Origin of the sequence: Pseudomonas frederiksbergensis, assembly GCF_900105495.1 — a bacterium.
Lineage (GTDB): Bacteria > Pseudomonadota > Gammaproteobacteria > Pseudomonadales > Pseudomonadaceae > Aquipseudomonas > Aquipseudomonas frederiksbergensis.
The window spans coordinates 5,785,124-5,802,105 of sequence record NZ_FNTF01000002.1; the positions used below are offsets into that span (position 1 = coordinate 5,785,124).

A 16,982-nucleotide genomic window follows, 5' to 3' on the forward strand; every position below is an offset into this window, starting at 1 on the left:
ATGAATCACGCACCTTACCCACAACATTCGCCACTCCAGCTTACTAGTTTTATAACCATTATTAGCGAGCATCATGGTTGGCGAACGTTGAGTGGCATACAAACAAGCGACTATTACGCCTACCGCAACGCCATACTCAATGGATGCCATCTTCAAAAGGCTTATTTCGATCTTCGACACCCTGAAGAAATGGTTTGTGATCTGAGCAACCTTGAGCCAATTTATAACGGCATGTCCGGTGATGACATTGTACGAATATGGGACTACTTGAATTCAAGTACAAGTAGAGTTGAGTTCGATGAGGTGCGTAGAATTAAAGGAGATGGACTATCACCAGAAATAGCTATTTCTGGCCCGTCAAAATCGCACCTTATTAAATTAAAGAATTCGCTTATTAGCGAAGCATTTGCGCATTGTCGTCGCGACGTACATCCCATTGCCATGAAAGCTCCAGCTCGAGGCATAACCAAGAATAGGTTACTTATAAATACAAACAACGAGACCATGGCATTCCACAACAGGTTCTGCGCCTTTTATAGTAAATATATTTCTCACGAACATTGGGACAGTAGTTCCGCCTTAAACACGAGATACATTTACGAGGACCATTCAGTTTGGCGACAGATAGAAAAAATATCAAAAAACAAGTTATTTTTATTGTCAGCAGGTTTGCCAATTGCACTAGGTTATTTAGCGACAACCGGAGATCAAAATATTTTCTTTTCAGAAGTTCATCGACAAAACGACTCTAGTCTACTGGGCAGAGATTTTGCTTTCCAAGATGTTTTCCCTTCCCCCCTACCGTCGAACGAGCCTTGGTTAATTATAGATAAAGCCTATACCGGAGGAAGTCTTAGACAAGCAGCAAATATGATCAGGAAAAGGTTCGGATATGATATCGATGTTAAAACAGTAGCACTATTCCCAAAATCACTTAGTGCCTTCATGAGCGCAGATTATGCTGTTTATGCTGGAAAGCTATTTGAAGTCAGGTCTTACGCCCCTCGATTAGATCGAGACCAATGGCACATACAATTAATAATGGAACAATAATATGAGACCATTATTTAAACGGGAACACATTCCTGAACTAGAAAAATGCCTCTACGAGGCCAGAAAACAATTACGCCGTTATTGGGCAGGAACCCTGGCCGGCCTACCAAACTTCGACACGGGAAACAAATACTGGAATAACTCCCAGACTCAATATGACTTAGATTGTCAGGACATATTGTATAACTGCCTTTCTAATATCAGCATGCGAATCACGATCTATTCCGAAGAGAATGTTTCAACAGTCACATTTGGTGATCAAGGTGAGTTCTATCTACTTATAGACCCTCTAGATGGCACACACAACGCAGCTTTAGGGTTTCCTGCTTATACATCTAGCGTGGCACTTTACCACGAAGGCGCCTATGTGTTTGGCTGGATCTATGATATTTCAAGAGACTTAGTCTATACCGCCGCATTGAGTGAGGGAGCTTACCTTCAGTCGCCCGTTATTGTGAAACGACTTCAGACTCGTAAAGTTCAGAGAATAGAAGACATGCACATCTCTTTTCATCGCCCTAAAGATAAAAGAGAAAAAGCCATAATCGAAAATATCATATGGTCCGCATATAAAATCCGCGTCTACTCTTGCTCATCATTGGAAATTTGCCTTATCGCTGCCGGGGCTCTTGATGCCTTTATTGATATAGATACACCGGGACATGAACGTAGCTGCGATATTGCCGCAGCAGAATTGATTCTAAGGGAAGCGGGTGGATCATTATTTGATAAGACAGGACATCCTAGATTCTCCCTGCCTCCATCGGCCGCTTCCCTTTTAGACAATGGAACGTTAATTGCCTTGTCTTCCGAAGAACTGATACGACTTATCTTGTAGTGCCCGGCCAATTCACTGGAGATATATCATGTTAACAAACACTGTAAATCTGAAACTTGAATTGTTATGCAACGGAGTTAGCTTTACTAGAGACTTCTTAGAATATTACCAAGCTCAAATGGATCATATTGAAAAAAGGCGAGCTTACGGAACAGGTGACAGTATAATTCTTAGCTCAAGCATTCGCACTCCACAAGAAATAATTCTCGAAGGGCAGATTATTTCCGCTGCCAATCACAACCCAAACTCAGATTACCGTATAGCCTTAGAGCAAGAAACACCAGTTCTCAAACATGGAAAAAAAACCATAAAAATTACATTCCCTAGGCGACCTATATCTTATGGAAAGCACCTGAGTAACGGCGAGCTATTTGAGCAGCATATAACCGTCTATGGTAATTCTACACTCGGAATCTTCTCCCCCGGACACTGTTATTATTTTAACGATGGTCATGAATGCAAATTTTGCTCTCTGGGATCAGCAAGAGACAGCTTATCTGATCATAAGATGCGAATAAAAGGCAGCATGGCTGGCGAAGCAATAGGCATGGCTATTAACAATGAGAGCGACCGATATAAGAGGGTATTATTGAATGGAGGCACGATCCCAAACTACGACAAAGGATACTCAATACATATGGACTTACTTGAACAGGTAAAGAATAAAAACCTGCAAAGCCGTTTGGACTACCACTTAATTTCGATGCCTCCCAAGGACTTTCGTCTTTTTGATCGATTCAAAAAAATTGGCAATAATATGTCAATGAGCCTGGAGGTATTTAATCCTAGATTATTTTCGGAAGTTTGCCCGGGCAAAGCTCGCGATTATACTCGCGAAAGATTTCTTGCCGCTTTCGAGGCAGCTGTGGAAGTTTTAGGTCGTGGCAATGTATATGCAGGGTTTGTTGCTGGAATGGAACCATTAGAGTCAATTATTGAGGGCATTGAATACTTTGGCGACATGGGAGTAGTGCCTGCTGTTGCAGTGTTTCACCCTGACGCAGGTTCACAATACTCTAACAGGAGGCGCCCCTCAATGGACTTCCTGAAGTCACTTGGAAAAAAAATGTCGGACATATATCGCAGAGAGGGGTTTCAACCATTAATTGAGGGTAGCGGCAGAAACTCGTTGGACACTGAAGCTTACTTAGGGGGATTCGCATGAGTTATTTAGCTAAACAAGCTTTATTTATCGCGTTTGAAGGCACTGACGGAGCGGGGAAATCTACTGTTGCAAGGGCAACATATGACAAGATTTATGAATCCCATTCCAAACTAAAATATGTAGATAAAAATCGTCCACCGGTATCATTGGGGTATACAGAATTTCATATGTCCCGCATACGTGAAATCCTTTGGGATTACCCAGATGACGCCCCCTTGGATCAATTAGGCGATAGGCATTGGATAAGTTTAATTGCAGCATGGTTTCAAGCGACAGATTATGCTGCCATCAGGCCATTAATGGACTCCGGGTTTAGCTGCATCGCAGATGGTTGGTACTATAAATACTTAGCACGCTTTTTACTCAAAGACGCAGGTTTGGCTGAAGAGGCGTTAGCAATATTCTCAACAATTAGAAAACCTGATGCCGTCATTTTCCTGGATGTCGATCCGGTTCTTGCGGCGCAGAGAAAAGGATCTTTTCGTCTTAGCGAGAGCGGGGCCTACGATGGTGGCAATGAAAATCGCCTTAAAAGTTTCATTGATTATCAGAATAGAGTTCGATCCAGTTATGAGCGATGTGGTTTGGCTAATTGGGTGAGGATCGATACGACCGACCTTAGTGAGGCGGCTGTACTCGATAGAGCGGTGAGCGCGGTACACAACATACTCCGCGGGACATAGAGCACAGCTCAGACACCATTATCGTCTTGGTTCAACCGGCGCTGCAGCGCCAGTCTACCCAGAAGCGTCTCGCCAGAAATCAACTTTCGTTGCTCCTTGTCGCGTGTGGAAAAAGAAAGAAGCTTGATCAGCGCCATGGCCTCGTTTCGACGTTTACGTTCCTTGCAGAACTTAATCATGTAATAACTCCAACACCATCTCATGCCACGCCATCCCGCCATGGTCAGACGCTGAAGGCTTGATGTAGGCAAACCCGAACCCGGCATACAGCGGAATGTGCCGCTCCTTGCACATCAGATGGATGTCGGTCTTACCCCGCGCGCGCATCCGCTCGATGAATTCGCCCATCAACCGTTTCGCCAGCCCCTGCCCCTGAAAATCCGGGTGCACCACCACCGACATGATGACCACGTGCGGGCCGGCCGGGTCGTGGCCGATCAGTTCCTTGAACGCCTCGTCCGACATTTCCACCTGAAACGCCGCACCGGAATTGATGAAACCGGCTACGACGCCGTCGACTTCGGCCACGATGAATCCTTCGGGCCAGGTGGCAATGCGCGTGGCGATTTTTTCGCGGGTGGCGGCTTCGTCGCCTTCGTAGGCAACAGTTTCGATGGCGTAGCAGCGGTCCAGATCAGCAGGTGTGACGTGGCGGATGACGGTGTTCATGGCAGCTCGAAATCAGCGAGAGGAAGGCTGGGATCATAAATTAATAAGGTGTTCATATCGATCACCGCAGGCGCCGTAAAGCCTGCGTATAGGCGCTGTCATTGCTTGTCGGTGCGGATTATTGATGTGTCCTGTCTCTGGCCATCAATAAGGGGAACACACCATGAGCAGCGTTCAGATCGGACTTCTTATGTTGTTGGGCATCAGCTCGTTTGGCTTTATCACGTTGACGATTGACCTGTTGCGGGCGCGACGGATGAAGCAAGGCAAGTAACCAGAGGGAGGTGGACGAACTCGTCCGCCTCCCGCGGTCATCAAGGCTTGAGCGGCAGCCAGATTTCAAGCACGCCAGTGTTGAGTTTCGGGTTGAAGTCTTCGCTGTAGCGTTCGAATTCCGGCGCGTCGGCCGCCTGATAACCGGACTGCGGCAGCCAGGTTTTCCAGATGTACTGGAAGGTCTGGGGCAACTGATCGAGAGGGCCTTTGTGCTCGAACACGGCATAGTGCTGAGGCTGGACCTCGACCCAACGGTATTTCTCGGGCAAGTCGTCGAGCTTGCTGATTTCAACGCCGGCAATGTATTCGAAGCCGCCCTTGCCATCCGGATTGCAGCAGATGCCGTAGGTCACTTCGTTTTTTTGACCGGGAATTTTGCCAATCTCGGGGATGAATTTCTCCCAGAGATCGGGGATTTTCTTGGAGGTTTCCTGGGTAAATCGTCCGCCAAGCCCTGCAATGAGCAGGAAGTGACCGTGCTCGAAGCGTGGCTTGGCCGTTTCGACGCCTGTTTGCTCATCCATGGCTCAACTCCTGGAACTAAAAAGTGGGTTCGGCTGGGAGTATAGAAGCCAAACCCGATTCGCCCAATTACAGTGCGTGCAACGGCTCGACGGCACCTGCGCCGACGAACTCGTTATACCCCGATAGGATCACGTAGACCGCGAAATAGCAGAAGATCGCCGCCGATGCCATATAGGAGTAACGCAGCAATTTGTCCCCGAGCAACTTGCCGCCGTGACTCGCTGCGAAGCACAAAGCCACGCACCAGAGCAATCCGGCGCAGAGAAACCCGCCGAGAAACAGCGCCGAGCTGATTACGCCACCGCCGCCGGAACGAGCGATCAAAGTGCCGCCCACCGCCGCAAACCAGAGAATGGCGCTGGGAGACGACATGGCGAGGAAAATCCCGCGGAAAAACTCGCGCCGGTGGGAGTTCTGACCCACGTCTTCGGCCTGCGCCAGTACCGCCTCATGATGAATCGCCGAATAGATCATCTTCGCCGCGAAGTACAACAACAGCGCCGAACCGCCGATCCACAGCACCCAGCGCACGCTTTCGTATTGCAGCAAAACGGTCATCCCGGCCAAGGCCAGCACGGCGTAGATCAGGTCGCCGACACAGGTCCCCAAACCCAGCGCAAAGCCTTGAAAATAGCCACGCTGCATCGCCAAGGTGATCATCGCAATGTTGGCCACGCCGATGTCCAGGCACAGCGAAAGGCTCAGCAAGAAGCCACTGGTAAATTCCATCAACCGATTTCCTTCGGACAAATTTGTTTACATAGTCGCTGGACAGTTTGCCACATCAGCCCTTACATTCCGCCACAGGTCACCGCAGTGACCAGCGTCGCTCGGACGGTTCCGGGCGCTCACGTTATCCGAGGCAACAATGGCTAACCCAGGTTCGCCGCGCCGCTTTGCGCGCATAGATCGACTCCCCCCTTACGTATTCAACATCACTGCCGAGCTGAAGATGGCCGCCCGTCGTCGTGGCGAAGACATCATCGACTTCAGCATGGGCAACCCTGATGGCCCGACTCCGCCGCACATCGTCGAAAAACTGGTGACCGTCGCCCAGCGCGAAGACACCCACGGTTATTCGACGTCCAAGGGCATTCCGCGTCTGCGCCGGGCGATTTCCAATTGGTACAAGGATCGCTACGAGGTCGATATCGACCCGGAAAGCGAGGCCATCGTCACCATCGGTTCCAAGGAAGGCCTGGCGCATTTGATGCTGGCCACCCTCGACCAGGGCGACACCGTCCTGGTGCCGAACCCGAGTTACCCGATTCACATCTACGGCGCGGTGATTGCTGGCGCCCAGGTGCGTTCGGTGCCGTTGATTCCGGGCGTGGACTTCTTCGCCGAACTGGAAAGCGCGATTCGCGGCTCGATTCCGAAACCGAAAATGATGATCCTCGGCTTCCCGTCCAACCCCACTGCTCAATGCGTGGAACTGGATTTCTTCGAGCGGGTGATCGCCCTCGCCAAGCAGTACGACGTTTTGGTGGTGCACGACCTGGCTTACGCCGACATCGTCTACGACGGCTGGAAAGCCCCGTCGATCATGCAGGTGCCTGGCGCCAAGGACATCGCGGTGGAGTTTTTCACCCTGTCCAAGAGCTACAACATGGCGGGCTGGCGCATCGGTTTCATGGTCGGCAACGCCGAACTGGTCAACGCCCTGGCGCGGATCAAGAGTTATCACGACTACGGCACGTTCACCCCGCTGCAAGTCGCGGCGATTGCGGCGCTGGAAGGTGATCAGCAGTGCGTCAAAGACATCGCCGAGCAGTATCGGCAGCGTCGCAACGTGCTGGTCAAAGGCCTGCATGAACTGGGCTGGATGGTCGAGAATCCGAAAGCGTCGATGTATGTCTGGGCGAAGATTCCCGAAGCGTATGCGCATTTGGGCTCGCTGGAGTTCGCCAAAAAACTGCTGGCCGAGGCCAAGGTTTGCGTCTCGCCGGGCGTAGGGTTTGGTGAGTACGGGGATGATCATGTGCGCTTCGCGCTGATCGAAAACCAGGACCGGATTCGTCAGGCCATACGCGGCATTCGCGGGATGTTCCGGGCGGATGGGTTGATTCAGAAAACCAACGCCTGATTTATCAAGCAGACATAAAAAAACCGCAGCGATGCGGTTTTTTTGTGCTTGATCGTTCCCACGCTCTGCGTGGGAATGCATCCCGTGACGCTCCGCGTCACAGTGGACGCAGAGCGTCCATGGCGGCATTCCCACGCGGAGCGTGGGAACGATCAGTGCAGTGTGTTTAAACGAACAGCGACAACAGCAGGATGAAGCCCAGGCCCACCACGGACAGGATGGTTTCCATCGCGGTCCAGGTCTTGAAGGTTTCCGCCACGGTCATGTTGAAGTATTGCTTCACCAGCCAGAAACCCGCGTCGTTGACGTGAGACAGGATCAACGAACCGGCACCGGTCGCCAGTACCAGCAGTTCACGGTTCACACCTGGAATCATCCCCACCACCGGCACCACGATGCCCGCACCGGTAATGGTCGCCACGGTTGCCGAACCGGTCGCAATACGGATCACTGCCGCCACCAGCCACGCCAGCAGGATCGGCGAGATCTGCGCTTCCACCGCCATGTTGCCGATGACATTACCCACGCCGCTGGTCACCAGCATCTGCTTGAAGCCACCACCGGCACCGATGATCAGGATGATTGCGGCGGTGGGTGCAAGGCTGGCATCCAGCCATTTGAGCATCTGGTTAGAGCCAATGCCCTGCTTGTAACCGAAGGTGTACAGCGACAGCAGCAACGCCAGCAGCAGTGCCGAGATCGGATGACCGATCAGGTCCATGAACGTGCGGAAGAAGTTGCCGTCCGGCAGCACCACATCGGCAAAGGTCTTGAGCAGCATCAGGAACACCGGCGACAGCACGGTGATCAAGGTGATGGCGAAGCTCGGGAGATCGGCAGACTCGTCATCACGCGCCAGTTGATCGACCAGTTCCTGGTTAGGATGACCCGGGATGTACTTGGCAATGAACGTGCCGTAGATCGGGCCGGCGATGATGGCCGTCGGCAGCGCAACGATCAGGCCGTAGAGAATGGTTTTACCGATGTCGGCACCGAACACGCCGATGGCCAGCAACGGCCCCGGGTGCGGCGGAACCAGGCCGTGCACCGCAGACAGACCGGCCAGCAGCGGGATACCGATCTTGATGATCGACACGCCGGTACGCCGGGCCACGATGAACACCAGCGGGATCAGCAGCACGAAGCCGATTTCGAAAAACAGCGGAATGCCGACCAGGAACGCGGCGAACATCATCGCCCACTGCACCTTGTCCTTGCCGAACGCGCGAATCAGGGTCTGGGCAATCTGATCCGCCCCGCCCGACTCGGCCATCATTTTGCCGAGCATGGTGCCCAGCGCGAGGATGATCCCGACGAAACCGAGCACCCCGCCGAAGCCGTCCTGGAACGCCTTGATGATGGTGCCGATCGGCATGCCGGAGGTCAGCCCGAGAAAGGCTGCGGCGATGATCAGGGCAATGAATGGGTGAAACTTGAACTTGGTGATCAGGACGATAAGCCCGATCACCGTGACCACTGCATCGAGCAGCAGGAACGTCTCGTGGGACATGCCAAACATTAGGGGTGTCTCCTGGTTGTTGTTGTTATTAAAACGGGGAATTCGCAGGCCATCAGGACAGCGCTATCTTTTCTGGCAAAACTCATACGGCGTGTTTCAGGCCATGAGCCTGCCACCAGTCATGAGCTTGCTTCGCCAATTGCTCGACGCTGTGCTTCGACGCGTCCAGAGCCAGGGTCAGTGGCTCGCCAACAGGCGATTCAAGGGTGGCGAACTGGCTGTCGATCAATGTCGATGGCATGAAATGGCCCGGCCGATGGGAGACACGATCGGCGGCGACTTCAGGGGTCAGTTCAAGAAACACGAAGCCCAGGCCCGGCAAGGCGCTGCGCAGACGTTCGCGGTAACTGTGTTTGAGAGCCGAGCAGGTCAGCACCGGGCGTTCGCCTTGGGCATCGATGCGGCGCAGTTCATCGCACAGGCTGTCGAGCCAGCCGGCACGGTCTTCGTCGTTCAGGGGGATACCCGCGCTCATCTTTTCGATATTGGCGGCAGGGTGGAAAGTGTCGCCTTCAATGGCGGTCGCGCCGCTGAGTTGGCACAAGGCCTCGCTGACGCAAGTCTTGCCGCAACCGGCAACGCCCATGATGACCAGGGCGGTGATGGGATGATTCATGTAACACCTCAGCGCGCAGACAGCGCTACCTTTGCCAGTTATGACACCAGAAAAAGTAGAAGTTGCCGACGCCTTCTTGTCATTTTTGTGGGTTGCAGCATGTTCGTTCCCAACGCCAAAAAACGGGGATCAGGCAAACCCCGCTCACGCATTTGCAGCTGCGTCGAGACAGCGCTACCTTAGTGCCTCGAATTTTGTTTGGCAAGCCGTCCGATGATCTCCCCTAAAAACGATAAAAATACGCGCACCACTGGCCGCCCCACTTTGAACGAAGTCGCACGCCTGGCCGGTGTCAGCCCGATTACCGCCTCTCGCGCCCTGCGCGGAGTCAGTACGGTGGCCACCGAACTGGTGGAAAAAGTACAGAAAGCCGCCCTCGACCTCAACTACGTGGTCAACCCTGCCGCCCGCGCGCTAGCCTCGGCCCAGAGCCATTCCGTCGTGGTTTTGGTGCCTTCGTTATCCAACCTGCTGTTCATCGACACGCTGGAAGCCATTCATCAGGTTTTGCGACCAAAGGGCTTCGAAGTGCTGATCGGCAACTTCCATTACTCACGTGATGAAGAAGAAAACCTGCTGCGCAACTACATGGCGTATCAGCCTCGCGGTTTGCTGCTGACCGGTTTCGACCGCACCGAAAGTTCGCGCAGGATGATCGAGGCGAGCAACATTCCGTGCGTGTACATGATGGAACTGGACAGCGCCGCCGGCCTCAATTGCGTGGGGTTTTCGCAACTTGCTGCCGGCGAGACCGCGGCCGAGCATTTGCTATCACGCGGTCGCAAGCGTCTGGCCTACATCGGCGCGCAACTGGATCAACGCACGTTGCTGCGCGGCGAAGGTTTCCGCAAAGCCCTGCAAAAAGCCGGTTTGTATGACCCGGACCTGGAAGTCCTGACCCCGCGCTCTTCCTCCGTCGGCTTGGGGGGCGAACTGTTCCTGCAACTGCTCGCCAGTCATCCCGATGTCGACGCGATCTTCTTCGGTAACGACGACCTGGCCCAGGGCGCACTGCTCGAAGCCATGCGCTGCGGAATCAAGATCCCCGAACAAGTGGCGATCCTCGGTTTCAACGACCTGCCGGCCTCGGCCCATATGGTCCCGCGCCTGAGCAGTATCAGCACCCCGCGAGAAGCCATCGGTCGCCGTGCGGCGGAGCAGATGTTGACGTTGATGGCTGGCAACACGGTGGCCAAACCGGTGCAGGACATGGGGTTTGAGTTGAAGGTGCGCGAAAGTACCTGACGCTTTGATCGCTCCCACGCAGAGCGTCAGAACGGCGCATCGCCCATGCCGTGGGTTTTCAACTAATCTTGATAGTGTTCCAACTTTGCCAACTTCGGCGTTGCCGGATCCGGTTTGAAAACGCTGAATGTCTGTTAGATTCCTGAAGCGTCGAATCGCTAATGGAGTAGCTCAATGGAACATGCACTGAAGATTCTGGGTAAAGCCTCGTCCATCAACGTCAGGAAAGTCCTGTGGACCTGTGAGGAACTGGGTGTTGCCTACGAACGTGAAGACTGGGGCGGCGGATATGCGTCGACCCACACGCCGGAGTTTCTCAGGCTCAATCCCAACGCACTGGTGCCGGTGATCATTGATGAGGCCGGCGTGCTGTGGGAGTCCAACACCATTTGCCGCTATCTGGCCGGCAAACACCACAACACCGATCTTCTGCCCCACGAACCGGCGGCGCGCGCTCGGGTGGAGCAGTGGATGGATTGGCAAGCCACCGAACTCAATGCCGCCTGGAGCTACGCGTTCACGGCATTGGTACGCAAAGATCCAGAGTTCCAGGACCCGCATCACATTGCCGCTGGCATACGCGGCTGGAATCAGAAGATGGGCATCCTCGAGCATCAGCTCGCGGCCACCAAAGCGTATGTCGCCGGGCCGTACTTCACGCTGGCGGACATCGTCATCGGGCTGTCGGTCAACCGCTGGCTGATGACACCGATGGAGCGCCCCGACTACCCGGCCATCGACGAGTATTTCCAACGGTTGGCACAACGTCCGGGATTTCTTAAGCATGGCTGCAATGGCCTGCCTTGAGCGGCCCCGCGTTTTCTCGGCTGCAGTTTTCAACAGTATGACCGTTGGTCCAATTCTTCTTCCACAAAGAACCTGACTGTCACTTCTGTCAGTAGACAGCATTAGCCGGGTGGAAAATCATGTGTCTCCTCCGCGTCGATAGATCACCGCGGCTCTGTTTGTAATGTGGCAAAGGAGATGACCCATGAGTAATAAAAAAGCCGTCGGGCTGTTCAGTGCAACAATCAGGGAAAATGGCGGCGAACCGCTGAGCCTTCCAGCCAAGCAAATCGTTTTCAGCGTTAAAGAATATGAACTCATAGTTGGCGGGTTCGCCCGAGATGACTTCCCTGTAGGCTGGGGAGTCCAGCTAGGTATATATGATGGCGAAATCAAACCTGGCTCATATGCGTTCGACAACGGTAGAAGAGTCGGAGGTTTTTACAACCCTCGAGACCCTGATAGTTCCTGGATCGGGCAAGAACAGTCGGGAAATATCACGTTGATCGAAGTGGACCTTGAAAAAAAATTCGTGAGGGGCACGTATCAATTCATCGCTGTAAGCAGTCATGACCCACAGAAAAGTGCGGAGATAGAAGGCAGTTTCTCACTCACCGAATAGGTCAGGCGCCCCTCGCGACACATGAACGTTTCGAGTGATAAAAATTGCCCCTTTAAAGTATTAAGGGGCAATTCGTTCAGACCACCGCTAACTTATTTGCAACGTCGAATTGAACTGACTGATCGCATCCACCACATGCCGCGACCCTTGCTGAATCTCCATAATCACCGCTCCCGCCTCGTTCGCCAGTTCCACCCCAAGCCCGGTTCGGCTCAAACTGGACTGCATGCTCGACACCGCGCTCAATGACAAATCGTGGTTCTTGCGCACCACTTCAACGATCTCCACCGTTGCCTGGCTCGTTCGTGCCGCCAGGCTGCGAACTTCATCGGCCACGACCGCAAACCCGCGCCCGTGCTCCCCGGCCCGGGCCGCTTCGATCGCGGCGTTGAGCGCCAGCAGGTTGGTCTGATCGGCAATGCCGCGAATGGTCTGGACGATGGTGCCGATGATGTCGGACTGTTTACTGACGGCATCAATGCTCAGCGCCGCTTCGTTCAAGTCTTTGGAAATGTCCTGGATGGTCTGCACCGTTTGCTGCACCACCTGCGACCCCTTCTGCGCACAAGCATCGTTTTGAACCGAGGTGCTGTGGGCCGACTCCGCGGCGGTTTGCAGGGTGGTCACCTGATCGGTGATGTCTCTGGCGAACTTGACCACTTTGTACAACCGCCCCTTGGTGTCGAACAGCGGGTTGTAGGAAGCCTCCAGGAAAACCGTATGACCGTGCTTGTCTTTGCGCTCGAAACGGTGCGAGTGATATTCGCCGCGATTGAGCGAGGCCCAAAACGCTTTATAGGCCTGGGATTCGGCTTCGGCACGATGACAAAACAGGCTGTGATGCTGGCCAACCACTTCGTTGAGCGAGTAATGCATCGTCTTCAAGAAGTTGTCGTTAGCGGTGATGACCTTGCCATCCGGAGTGAATTCGATCACCGCCATGGAGCGACCGATCGCCGCGAGCATGCTCTCGTTTTCGTGCTCCTTGTAGATCCTGGCCGAGATGTCAGTGGCGACTTTGATCACACTGCGAACCTGACGATCAGCGCCGAACACTGGCATATAGCTGGCTTCAAGCCAGATCTCCTTGCCGTTCCTGTCCAAGCGTAGAAAGGTCCCGCTCACCGGTTCGCCACGGGCCAGGTCACGCCACAACTTGGCGTAGGCTTCGCTGCGATAAAACGCTTCTTCGCAAAAGATCCGGTGATGCTTGCCGCGCACTTCTTCGGCGCTGTAACCCATGACACTGCAAAAGTTATCGTTGGCATCGAGCACGATGCCTTCGGGGGTGAACTCAATCATTGCCATCGAACGACTGACCGCCGCCAACTTCGCGTTAGCCTCGGCCAGCGCGCAACTGAATCGTTCGATTTCCTGCAGGTCGGTCTTGTGATGTCGGTTAAACATAGTCGTATCACCTTCAGCGCGGTCTTTTGTTTGATGAAAGTTCGTTGGTCTTTCAACAGCTCCAGCACTACGTTCCAAGGAACAGGCACACGCATCCCTCCACAGGAAGGACTGGGTCAGGTGATCAATGATGTTTAATCGGAGAGTCCATGCAGCAACACTCTTATCAAGACATCCTTCTCTTGATAGCCCGGAATCGGACCAGCCCTAACGTTCTGATAAGACATTCCATTGACCGGACAGCTCCGTGTTGTTCAGAGTCGGCGCCTTGGGTTGCGCACACTTTTAACGTGTATGACGACCTTCACTGGCGGTCGACATAGTTAGTTACGAGTCAGCATAGACAGGCAAGGAAGGTAATCAAGGCCACTAGTCGGCCAGTATCGAGGACAAAAACGGTTCAGCATCGGCATATGTCATTTCTTAGCGAGCATGCCAATCAACGCCTGCACCGCCGCCGAGGGTGGTTTGTTCGTAGCGGCCACCAAGGCGAATTCGCGATCGATACGCGGTTTGACCGGCACCACGCGCAGCCCCTGAAGTTGGCTCGGCAGTGTCATCTCCGGCACCAGCGTCACGCCGATGTTTTCCCGCACCAGGGTGAACGCACTGCTCCATTCACGGACCTCGACCCGAACGTCGCGCAGCTGCAGTCCGGCATCCTCCGCGAGGCTGCGTGTTGCCGATGCGTATTTGTTACGGTGTTGCGATGGACGTCGGTGCTTGGGATTGATTTGAAGCAGTGGCCGGCGTTTGTGCGATAGCGGCCTGGCGTGAAGGCTGCATTGGCCGCTGAGTCGGAGTAAGGCGGCAGACCCTTCGCGAGCAAGCCCGCTCGCGAAAGCTATCTGACAAACACCGCTGAAGCATCAGAAAAAACTACAAACTCGCACTCACCTTGGTCGCCACCTCCCCTGGCACCCAGCCCTTCCAGATCTGCGGCTGATCACGCAAAAACGCTTCGGCCACCTGACGCGGTTGCAGGCGCTTTTCGCTCATCTGGCCGAGCGTCTGGTTCAGCAGATCGATCGGCAGGTCGACCTTTTCGAAGAACGCCACCAGGTCCGGGTACTGCGCCTTGAACGGCGCGGACACACCAATCGCCAGGTTCGCCGGCATCGACCGCGTGCCTTTGGGATTCGGGTTTTTAGCATCGGCCAGGGTCTTCCAGGCTTCGGCGTCGAAAGCCGGCTCGTCAAGTTTCACCAGTTTGAAACGCCCCAACAGCGGCGTCGGCGACCAGTAGTAGAACAGCACCGGTTTGCCACGGCGGATCGACGAAGCCACCTCGGCATCCAATGCGGCGCCAGAACCCGTGCGGAAGTTGACGAAGCTGTCAGTCAGGTCATAGGCCTTGAGTTTTTGACTGTTGACGATCTCCGAGGTCCAGCCCGTCGGGCTGTTGAGGAAGCGGCCTCGGCCAGGGTCTTCCGGGTCGCGGAACACGTCCTTGTAGCGCGCCAGGTCGGCCACGGATTTCAGCTCCGGGGCCAGGGGTTTGATGCCGCGTTCGGGGTCGCCCTTGATCACGTATTCCGGCACCCACCAGCCTTCGGTGGCGCCTTTGACCGTGTCGCCCAGGCCAAACACTTTGCCTTCCGAGGCGGCTTTGACCCACGCCGGACTGCGCCCGGCCCACTCTTCGCCGATCACTTGAATATCGTTCCTGGCCAACGCCGCTTCGAGGCTGACAGTGCTGCCCGGAAGGGTATCGGTCGGGTAGCCGTAACCTTTCTCGACAATCAATCGCAGGATTTCGGTGATCAGGCTGCCGCTTTCCCAGGTGATGTCACCGAAATGGATCGGCGCGGTTTTCTCCGCGGCGGGAACGTGGGTTGCCACAAGGCTCAGGGCCAGCAGCGAACTGCCGAGCAGGGTTTTTATCGATCTCATGCGGACCTCCGGGTCAGGGAATTCAAGGATTGGTTGGCGCGGTGCCGGGCACACAGGGCTTGAGTGCGAGTCATGTAAACGCTGACCGAGCGCTGGGAAATGCCCAGTTCGGCGGCGATTTGCGGGTAGGTCAGACCGTCGATTCGCGACAACAGAAACGTTGCGCGAACCTTGCCCGGCAAGCGCTCCAGCGTACGGTCGAGGCCATGCAAGGCCTGGGTCAGTTGCACCCGAACTTCGGGTGAAATCGCTTGCTGCTGATCGAGGTGTTGCAACTGATCGAGGTGTTGGCGTTCCAGCTCACGGCGGCGCCAGAGCTGATAGATCAACCGCTGGGCAATGGTGGTGAGCAAGGCACGAGGCTCGCGGATCGGGGCAAGCCCCGGTGATTCGAGCAACTGTAGAAAGGTTTCGGCAGCAATGTCTTCGACGCTGGAACTGGCGCCCAGATGCCGGCGCAACCGTGCGCATAGCCAGGGGTAATGCGCGCGGAACAATCCGCCCACGTCGTTACGATGGGAAAGGTCGGTGCCGGACATAGAGGCTCCAAGGGTTAGGGGTCGCTGAATGTCCGGTGATCCGGTGACGCGATCCTAGCAAGGAGCCTTATTCATTAATAATATTTAAAATGCATTTTTATATTCAATTTTGGAATTAAACATCAAAAAAACGCAGCCTCGTTTCACTCGACAGCTGCTACAGATGCACACCGATTTCTTTCTTCCCGCCTAGCGCAATCGCCCATACCCCAGTGCCTCAGCCTCTTGCTGATAGTCGAGCACAATCTGGTAGTCGCTTTCGCTGGCCGGCAACACCTCTTGCAGACCGAGAATTTCCCGGACTTCGGGCAATGCCTGCAACGTCGTGTTCATCACCTGCAGCAGCGCCTCGGCCTGCTCATCAGTGACCGTCGCGGCGGTGATATACGGCAAGGTCGGACTGAACGCACTTCGCGCAATGACTCGCAGGCCGGCCACTTCGTCTTCGGCGTGCCGCGCCAGATAGGCGAAGGTGACGCTGTCGATGGCCGCCAGGTCCGCTGTCCCTTCACGCAACCCGCGCAGGCTTTCGCGGTGGCTGCCGCTGGTACCGACACTGGCGAAGAACTGCCCTTCTTGATGCAGCGGCGCCAGTCGATGACGCAGCAGGTTCATGCCGCTGTTGGAGTCTTCGCCGTTGATCACCCCACGACTGTCGCGAAAGGCCGGCAGGCTGCGCCGTGGATCATCGGCGCGACTCAGCAACAGGCTGCAATGGTTACCGCCGTTAGCGTCCGGCAGCTCATAGCGAGGACGACCGATGACCCGGACACGACCGCGCAACGCGGTCATTAGCGGATAGCCGCAGGTTTGGGTCAGCAGAAGGTGCGGGGACAGCCAGAGGTCCATCAGCGAAAGGCCCTCGGCGTTGCGGCGGGTGGCACCCAGTCGCTCGAGCATTCGCGTTAGCCAGCGCTCGTTGGCCTCGCGGATGGGTTCGGGGGCGACGTACATCAGTAACTCAGCGATGTGTTGTGTCATCAAAAATTTCCCGGCAACGAAATTCCCTGTGAGAGCGGGCTTGCTCGCGAAGGGGCCGGCACATCCAACATCATTGTTG

At 54.7% G+C, this 16,982-nt stretch carries 18 protein-coding genes and 2 pseudogenes; 8 read left to right on the top strand and 12 right to left on the bottom strand.

The window, feature by feature from the left end; all coding sequences use genetic code 11:
* The 4 genes from BLW70_RS27265 to BLW70_RS27280 are packed head-to-tail and all read left to right on the top strand — an operon-like array spanning nucleotide 1 to nucleotide 3,739.
* Nucleotides 1-1,053, top strand: a complete 1,053-nt coding sequence (locus BLW70_RS27265; RefSeq protein WP_074879300.1) for a hypothetical protein — start codon at nucleotides 1-3, stop codon at nucleotides 1,051-1,053.
* Nucleotide 1,054: 1 nt separating this feature from the next.
* The gene (locus BLW70_RS27270; RefSeq protein ID WP_074879302.1) at nucleotides 1,055-1,891 is read left to right on the top strand and encodes an inositol monophosphatase family protein; all 837 of its coding nucleotides are present in this window, start codon (nucleotides 1,055-1,057) and stop codon (nucleotides 1,889-1,891) included.
* Between the two features lie 28 nt (nucleotides 1,892-1,919).
* On the top strand, nucleotides 1,920-3,056 hold the full coding sequence (locus BLW70_RS27275; protein ID WP_074879304.1) for a radical SAM protein: 1,137 nt from the start codon (nucleotides 1,920-1,922) through the stop codon (nucleotides 3,054-3,056).
* Nucleotides 3,053-3,739: a dTMP kinase gene (locus BLW70_RS27280; RefSeq protein ID WP_074879306.1), complete on the top strand. Its 687-nt coding sequence runs from the start codon at nucleotides 3,053-3,055 to the stop codon at nucleotides 3,737-3,739. Before BLW70_RS27275 ends, BLW70_RS27280 begins: the two co-directional genes overlap by 4 nt.
* 8 nt (nucleotides 3,740-3,747) lie before the next feature.
* Here BLW70_RS27280 and BLW70_RS27285 read toward each other — a convergent pair whose 3' ends face one another.
* The 4 genes from BLW70_RS27285 to BLW70_RS27300 all read right to left on the bottom strand — a co-directional run bounded on the left by BLW70_RS27285 (nucleotide 3,748) and on the right by BLW70_RS27300 (nucleotide 5,938).
* Nucleotides 3,748-3,918: a hypothetical protein gene (locus BLW70_RS27285; protein WP_174553776.1), complete on the bottom strand. Its 171-nt coding sequence runs from the start codon at nucleotides 3,916-3,918 to the stop codon at nucleotides 3,748-3,750.
* On the bottom strand, nucleotides 3,911-4,408 hold the full coding sequence (locus BLW70_RS27290; protein WP_074879310.1) for a GNAT family N-acetyltransferase: 498 nt from the start codon (nucleotides 4,406-4,408) through the stop codon (nucleotides 3,911-3,913). The genes BLW70_RS27285 and BLW70_RS27290 overlap by 8 nt, the downstream gene beginning before the upstream one ends.
* A 314-nt stretch (nucleotides 4,409-4,722) precedes the next feature.
* Nucleotides 4,723-5,208 carry a GyrI-like domain-containing protein gene (locus tag BLW70_RS27295; protein WP_074879313.1) on the bottom strand — a complete coding sequence of 162 codons (486 nt, stop codon included), beginning with the start codon at nucleotides 5,206-5,208 and terminating at the stop codon, nucleotides 4,723-4,725.
* Between the two features lie 67 nt (nucleotides 5,209-5,275).
* Complete coding sequence (locus BLW70_RS27300) at nucleotides 5,276-5,938, bottom strand: LysE family translocator (protein WP_074879316.1); 663 nt, start codon at nucleotides 5,936-5,938, stop codon at nucleotides 5,276-5,278.
* Between the two features lie 139 nt (nucleotides 5,939-6,077).
* Here BLW70_RS27300 and alaC point away from each other — a divergent pair, with 139 nt between their 5' ends.
* Entirely contained in the window at nucleotides 6,078-7,295 is a 1,218-nt protein-coding gene (gene alaC, locus BLW70_RS27305) for an alanine transaminase (RefSeq protein WP_074879318.1), read from the top strand.
* 166 nt (nucleotides 7,296-7,461) lie between these two features.
* Here alaC and BLW70_RS27310 read toward each other — a convergent pair whose 3' ends face one another.
* The gene (locus BLW70_RS27310; RefSeq protein ID WP_074879321.1) at nucleotides 7,462-8,814 is read right to left on the bottom strand and encodes a GntP family permease; all 1,353 of its coding nucleotides are present in this window, start codon (nucleotides 8,812-8,814) and stop codon (nucleotides 7,462-7,464) included.
* A gap of 82 nt (nucleotides 8,815-8,896) precedes the next feature.
* Nucleotides 8,897-9,430, bottom strand: a complete 534-nt coding sequence (locus BLW70_RS27315) for a gluconokinase (protein WP_074879323.1) — start codon at nucleotides 9,428-9,430, stop codon at nucleotides 8,897-8,899.
* Nucleotides 9,431-9,643: 213 nt separating this feature from the next.
* On the opposite strand from BLW70_RS27315, the gene gntR reads away from it, so the two are divergent.
* From gntR to BLW70_RS27330, 3 genes are all read left to right on the top strand, one after another.
* Nucleotides 9,644-10,675 carry an HTH-type transcriptional regulator GntR gene (gene gntR / locus BLW70_RS27320; RefSeq protein ID WP_074879324.1) on the top strand — a complete coding sequence of 344 codons (1,032 nt, stop codon included), beginning with the start codon at nucleotides 9,644-9,646 and terminating at the stop codon, nucleotides 10,673-10,675.
* A gap of 174 nt (nucleotides 10,676-10,849) precedes the next feature.
* Nucleotides 10,850-11,482 (top strand): glutathione S-transferase family protein, encoded by a 633-nt coding sequence (locus BLW70_RS27325; protein ID WP_074879326.1) that lies wholly within the window; start codon nucleotides 10,850-10,852, stop codon nucleotides 11,480-11,482.
* A 184-nt stretch (nucleotides 11,483-11,666) separates the two neighbouring features.
* On the top strand, nucleotides 11,667-12,083 hold the full coding sequence (locus BLW70_RS27330; RefSeq protein WP_074879328.1) for a hypothetical protein: 417 nt from the start codon (nucleotides 11,667-11,669) through the stop codon (nucleotides 12,081-12,083).
* Between the two features lie 87 nt (nucleotides 12,084-12,170).
* Here the strand turns inward: BLW70_RS27330 and BLW70_RS31600 are convergent, their stop codons facing one another.
* From BLW70_RS31600 to BLW70_RS27355, 6 genes and pseudogenes are all read right to left on the bottom strand, one after another.
* Nucleotides 12,171-12,710: a methyl-accepting chemotaxis protein gene (locus tag BLW70_RS31600; protein ID WP_413037966.1), complete on the bottom strand. Its 540-nt coding sequence runs from the start codon at nucleotides 12,708-12,710 to the stop codon at nucleotides 12,171-12,173.
* Between the two features lie 3 nt (nucleotides 12,711-12,713).
* Nucleotides 12,714-13,490: pseudogene (locus tag BLW70_RS31605) on the bottom strand (PAS domain-containing protein); the annotation flags it as partial.
* Nucleotides 13,491-13,906: 416 nt separating this feature from the next.
* Nucleotides 13,907-14,167: pseudogene (locus tag BLW70_RS27340) on the bottom strand (LysR substrate-binding domain-containing protein); the annotation flags it as partial.
* A gap of 202 nt (nucleotides 14,168-14,369) precedes the next feature.
* A complete protein-coding gene (locus tag BLW70_RS27345; RefSeq protein WP_074879332.1) occupies nucleotides 14,370-15,383 on the bottom strand; it encodes an ABC transporter substrate-binding protein in 1,014 nt (337 codons plus the stop codon).
* A complete protein-coding gene (locus BLW70_RS27350; protein ID WP_074879334.1) occupies nucleotides 15,380-15,922 on the bottom strand; it encodes a sigma-70 family RNA polymerase sigma factor in 543 nt (180 codons plus the stop codon). The genes BLW70_RS27345 and BLW70_RS27350 overlap by 4 nt, the downstream gene beginning before the upstream one ends.
* A gap of 189 nt (nucleotides 15,923-16,111) precedes the next feature.
* On the bottom strand, nucleotides 16,112-16,903 hold the full coding sequence (locus BLW70_RS27355; RefSeq protein WP_074879336.1) for a phosphate/phosphite/phosphonate ABC transporter substrate-binding protein: 792 nt from the start codon (nucleotides 16,901-16,903) through the stop codon (nucleotides 16,112-16,114).
* Nucleotides 16,904-16,982: the final 79 nt, after the last annotated feature.

What these genes read in the sequence shown, in the direction of transcription:
- BLW70_RS27355 (WP_074879336.1), bottom strand. Translation starts at nt 16,903, where the DNA reads ATGACACAACACATCGCTGAGTTACTGATGTACGTCGCCCCCGAACCC.
- BLW70_RS27330 (WP_074879328.1), top strand. Translation starts at nt 11,667, where the DNA reads ATGAGTAATAAAAAAGCCGTCGGGCTGTTCAGTGCAACAATCAGGGAA.
- BLW70_RS27310 (WP_074879321.1), bottom strand. Translation starts at nt 8,814, where the DNA reads ATGTTTGGCATGTCCCACGAGACGTTCCTGCTGCTCGATGCAGTGGTC.
- BLW70_RS27290 (WP_074879310.1), bottom strand. Translation starts at nt 4,408, where the DNA reads ATGAACACCGTCATCCGCCACGTCACACCTGCTGATCTGGACCGCTGC.
- BLW70_RS27265 (WP_074879300.1), top strand. Translation starts at nt 1, where the DNA reads ATGAATCACGCACCTTACCCACAACATTCGCCACTCCAGCTTACTAGT.
- BLW70_RS27300 (WP_074879316.1), bottom strand. Translation starts at nt 5,938, where the DNA reads ATGGAATTTACCAGTGGCTTCTTGCTGAGCCTTTCGCTGTGCCTGGAC.
- BLW70_RS27280 (WP_074879306.1), top strand. Translation starts at nt 3,053, where the DNA reads ATGAGTTATTTAGCTAAACAAGCTTTATTTATCGCGTTTGAAGGCACT.
- BLW70_RS27350 (WP_074879334.1), bottom strand. Translation starts at nt 15,922, where the DNA reads ATGTCCGGCACCGACCTTTCCCATCGTAACGACGTGGGCGGATTGTTC.
- BLW70_RS27295 (WP_074879313.1), bottom strand. Translation starts at nt 5,208, where the DNA reads ATGGATGAGCAAACAGGCGTCGAAACGGCCAAGCCACGCTTCGAGCAC.
- BLW70_RS27285 (WP_174553776.1), bottom strand. Translation starts at nt 3,918, where the DNA reads ATGATTAAGTTCTGCAAGGAACGTAAACGTCGAAACGAGGCCATGGCG.
- BLW70_RS27325 (WP_074879326.1), top strand. Translation starts at nt 10,850, where the DNA reads ATGGAACATGCACTGAAGATTCTGGGTAAAGCCTCGTCCATCAACGTC.
- gntR (WP_074879324.1), top strand. Translation starts at nt 9,644, where the DNA reads ATGATCTCCCCTAAAAACGATAAAAATACGCGCACCACTGGCCGCCCC.
- BLW70_RS27315 (WP_074879323.1), bottom strand. Translation starts at nt 9,430, where the DNA reads ATGAATCATCCCATCACCGCCCTGGTCATCATGGGCGTTGCCGGTTGC.
- BLW70_RS27275 (WP_074879304.1), top strand. Translation starts at nt 1,920, where the DNA reads ATGTTAACAAACACTGTAAATCTGAAACTTGAATTGTTATGCAACGGA.
- BLW70_RS27345 (WP_074879332.1), bottom strand. Translation starts at nt 15,383, where the DNA reads ATGAGATCGATAAAAACCCTGCTCGGCAGTTCGCTGCTGGCCCTGAGC.
- alaC (WP_074879318.1), top strand. Translation starts at nt 6,078, where the DNA reads ATGGCTAACCCAGGTTCGCCGCGCCGCTTTGCGCGCATAGATCGACTC.
- BLW70_RS27270 (WP_074879302.1), top strand. Translation starts at nt 1,055, where the DNA reads ATGAGACCATTATTTAAACGGGAACACATTCCTGAACTAGAAAAATGC.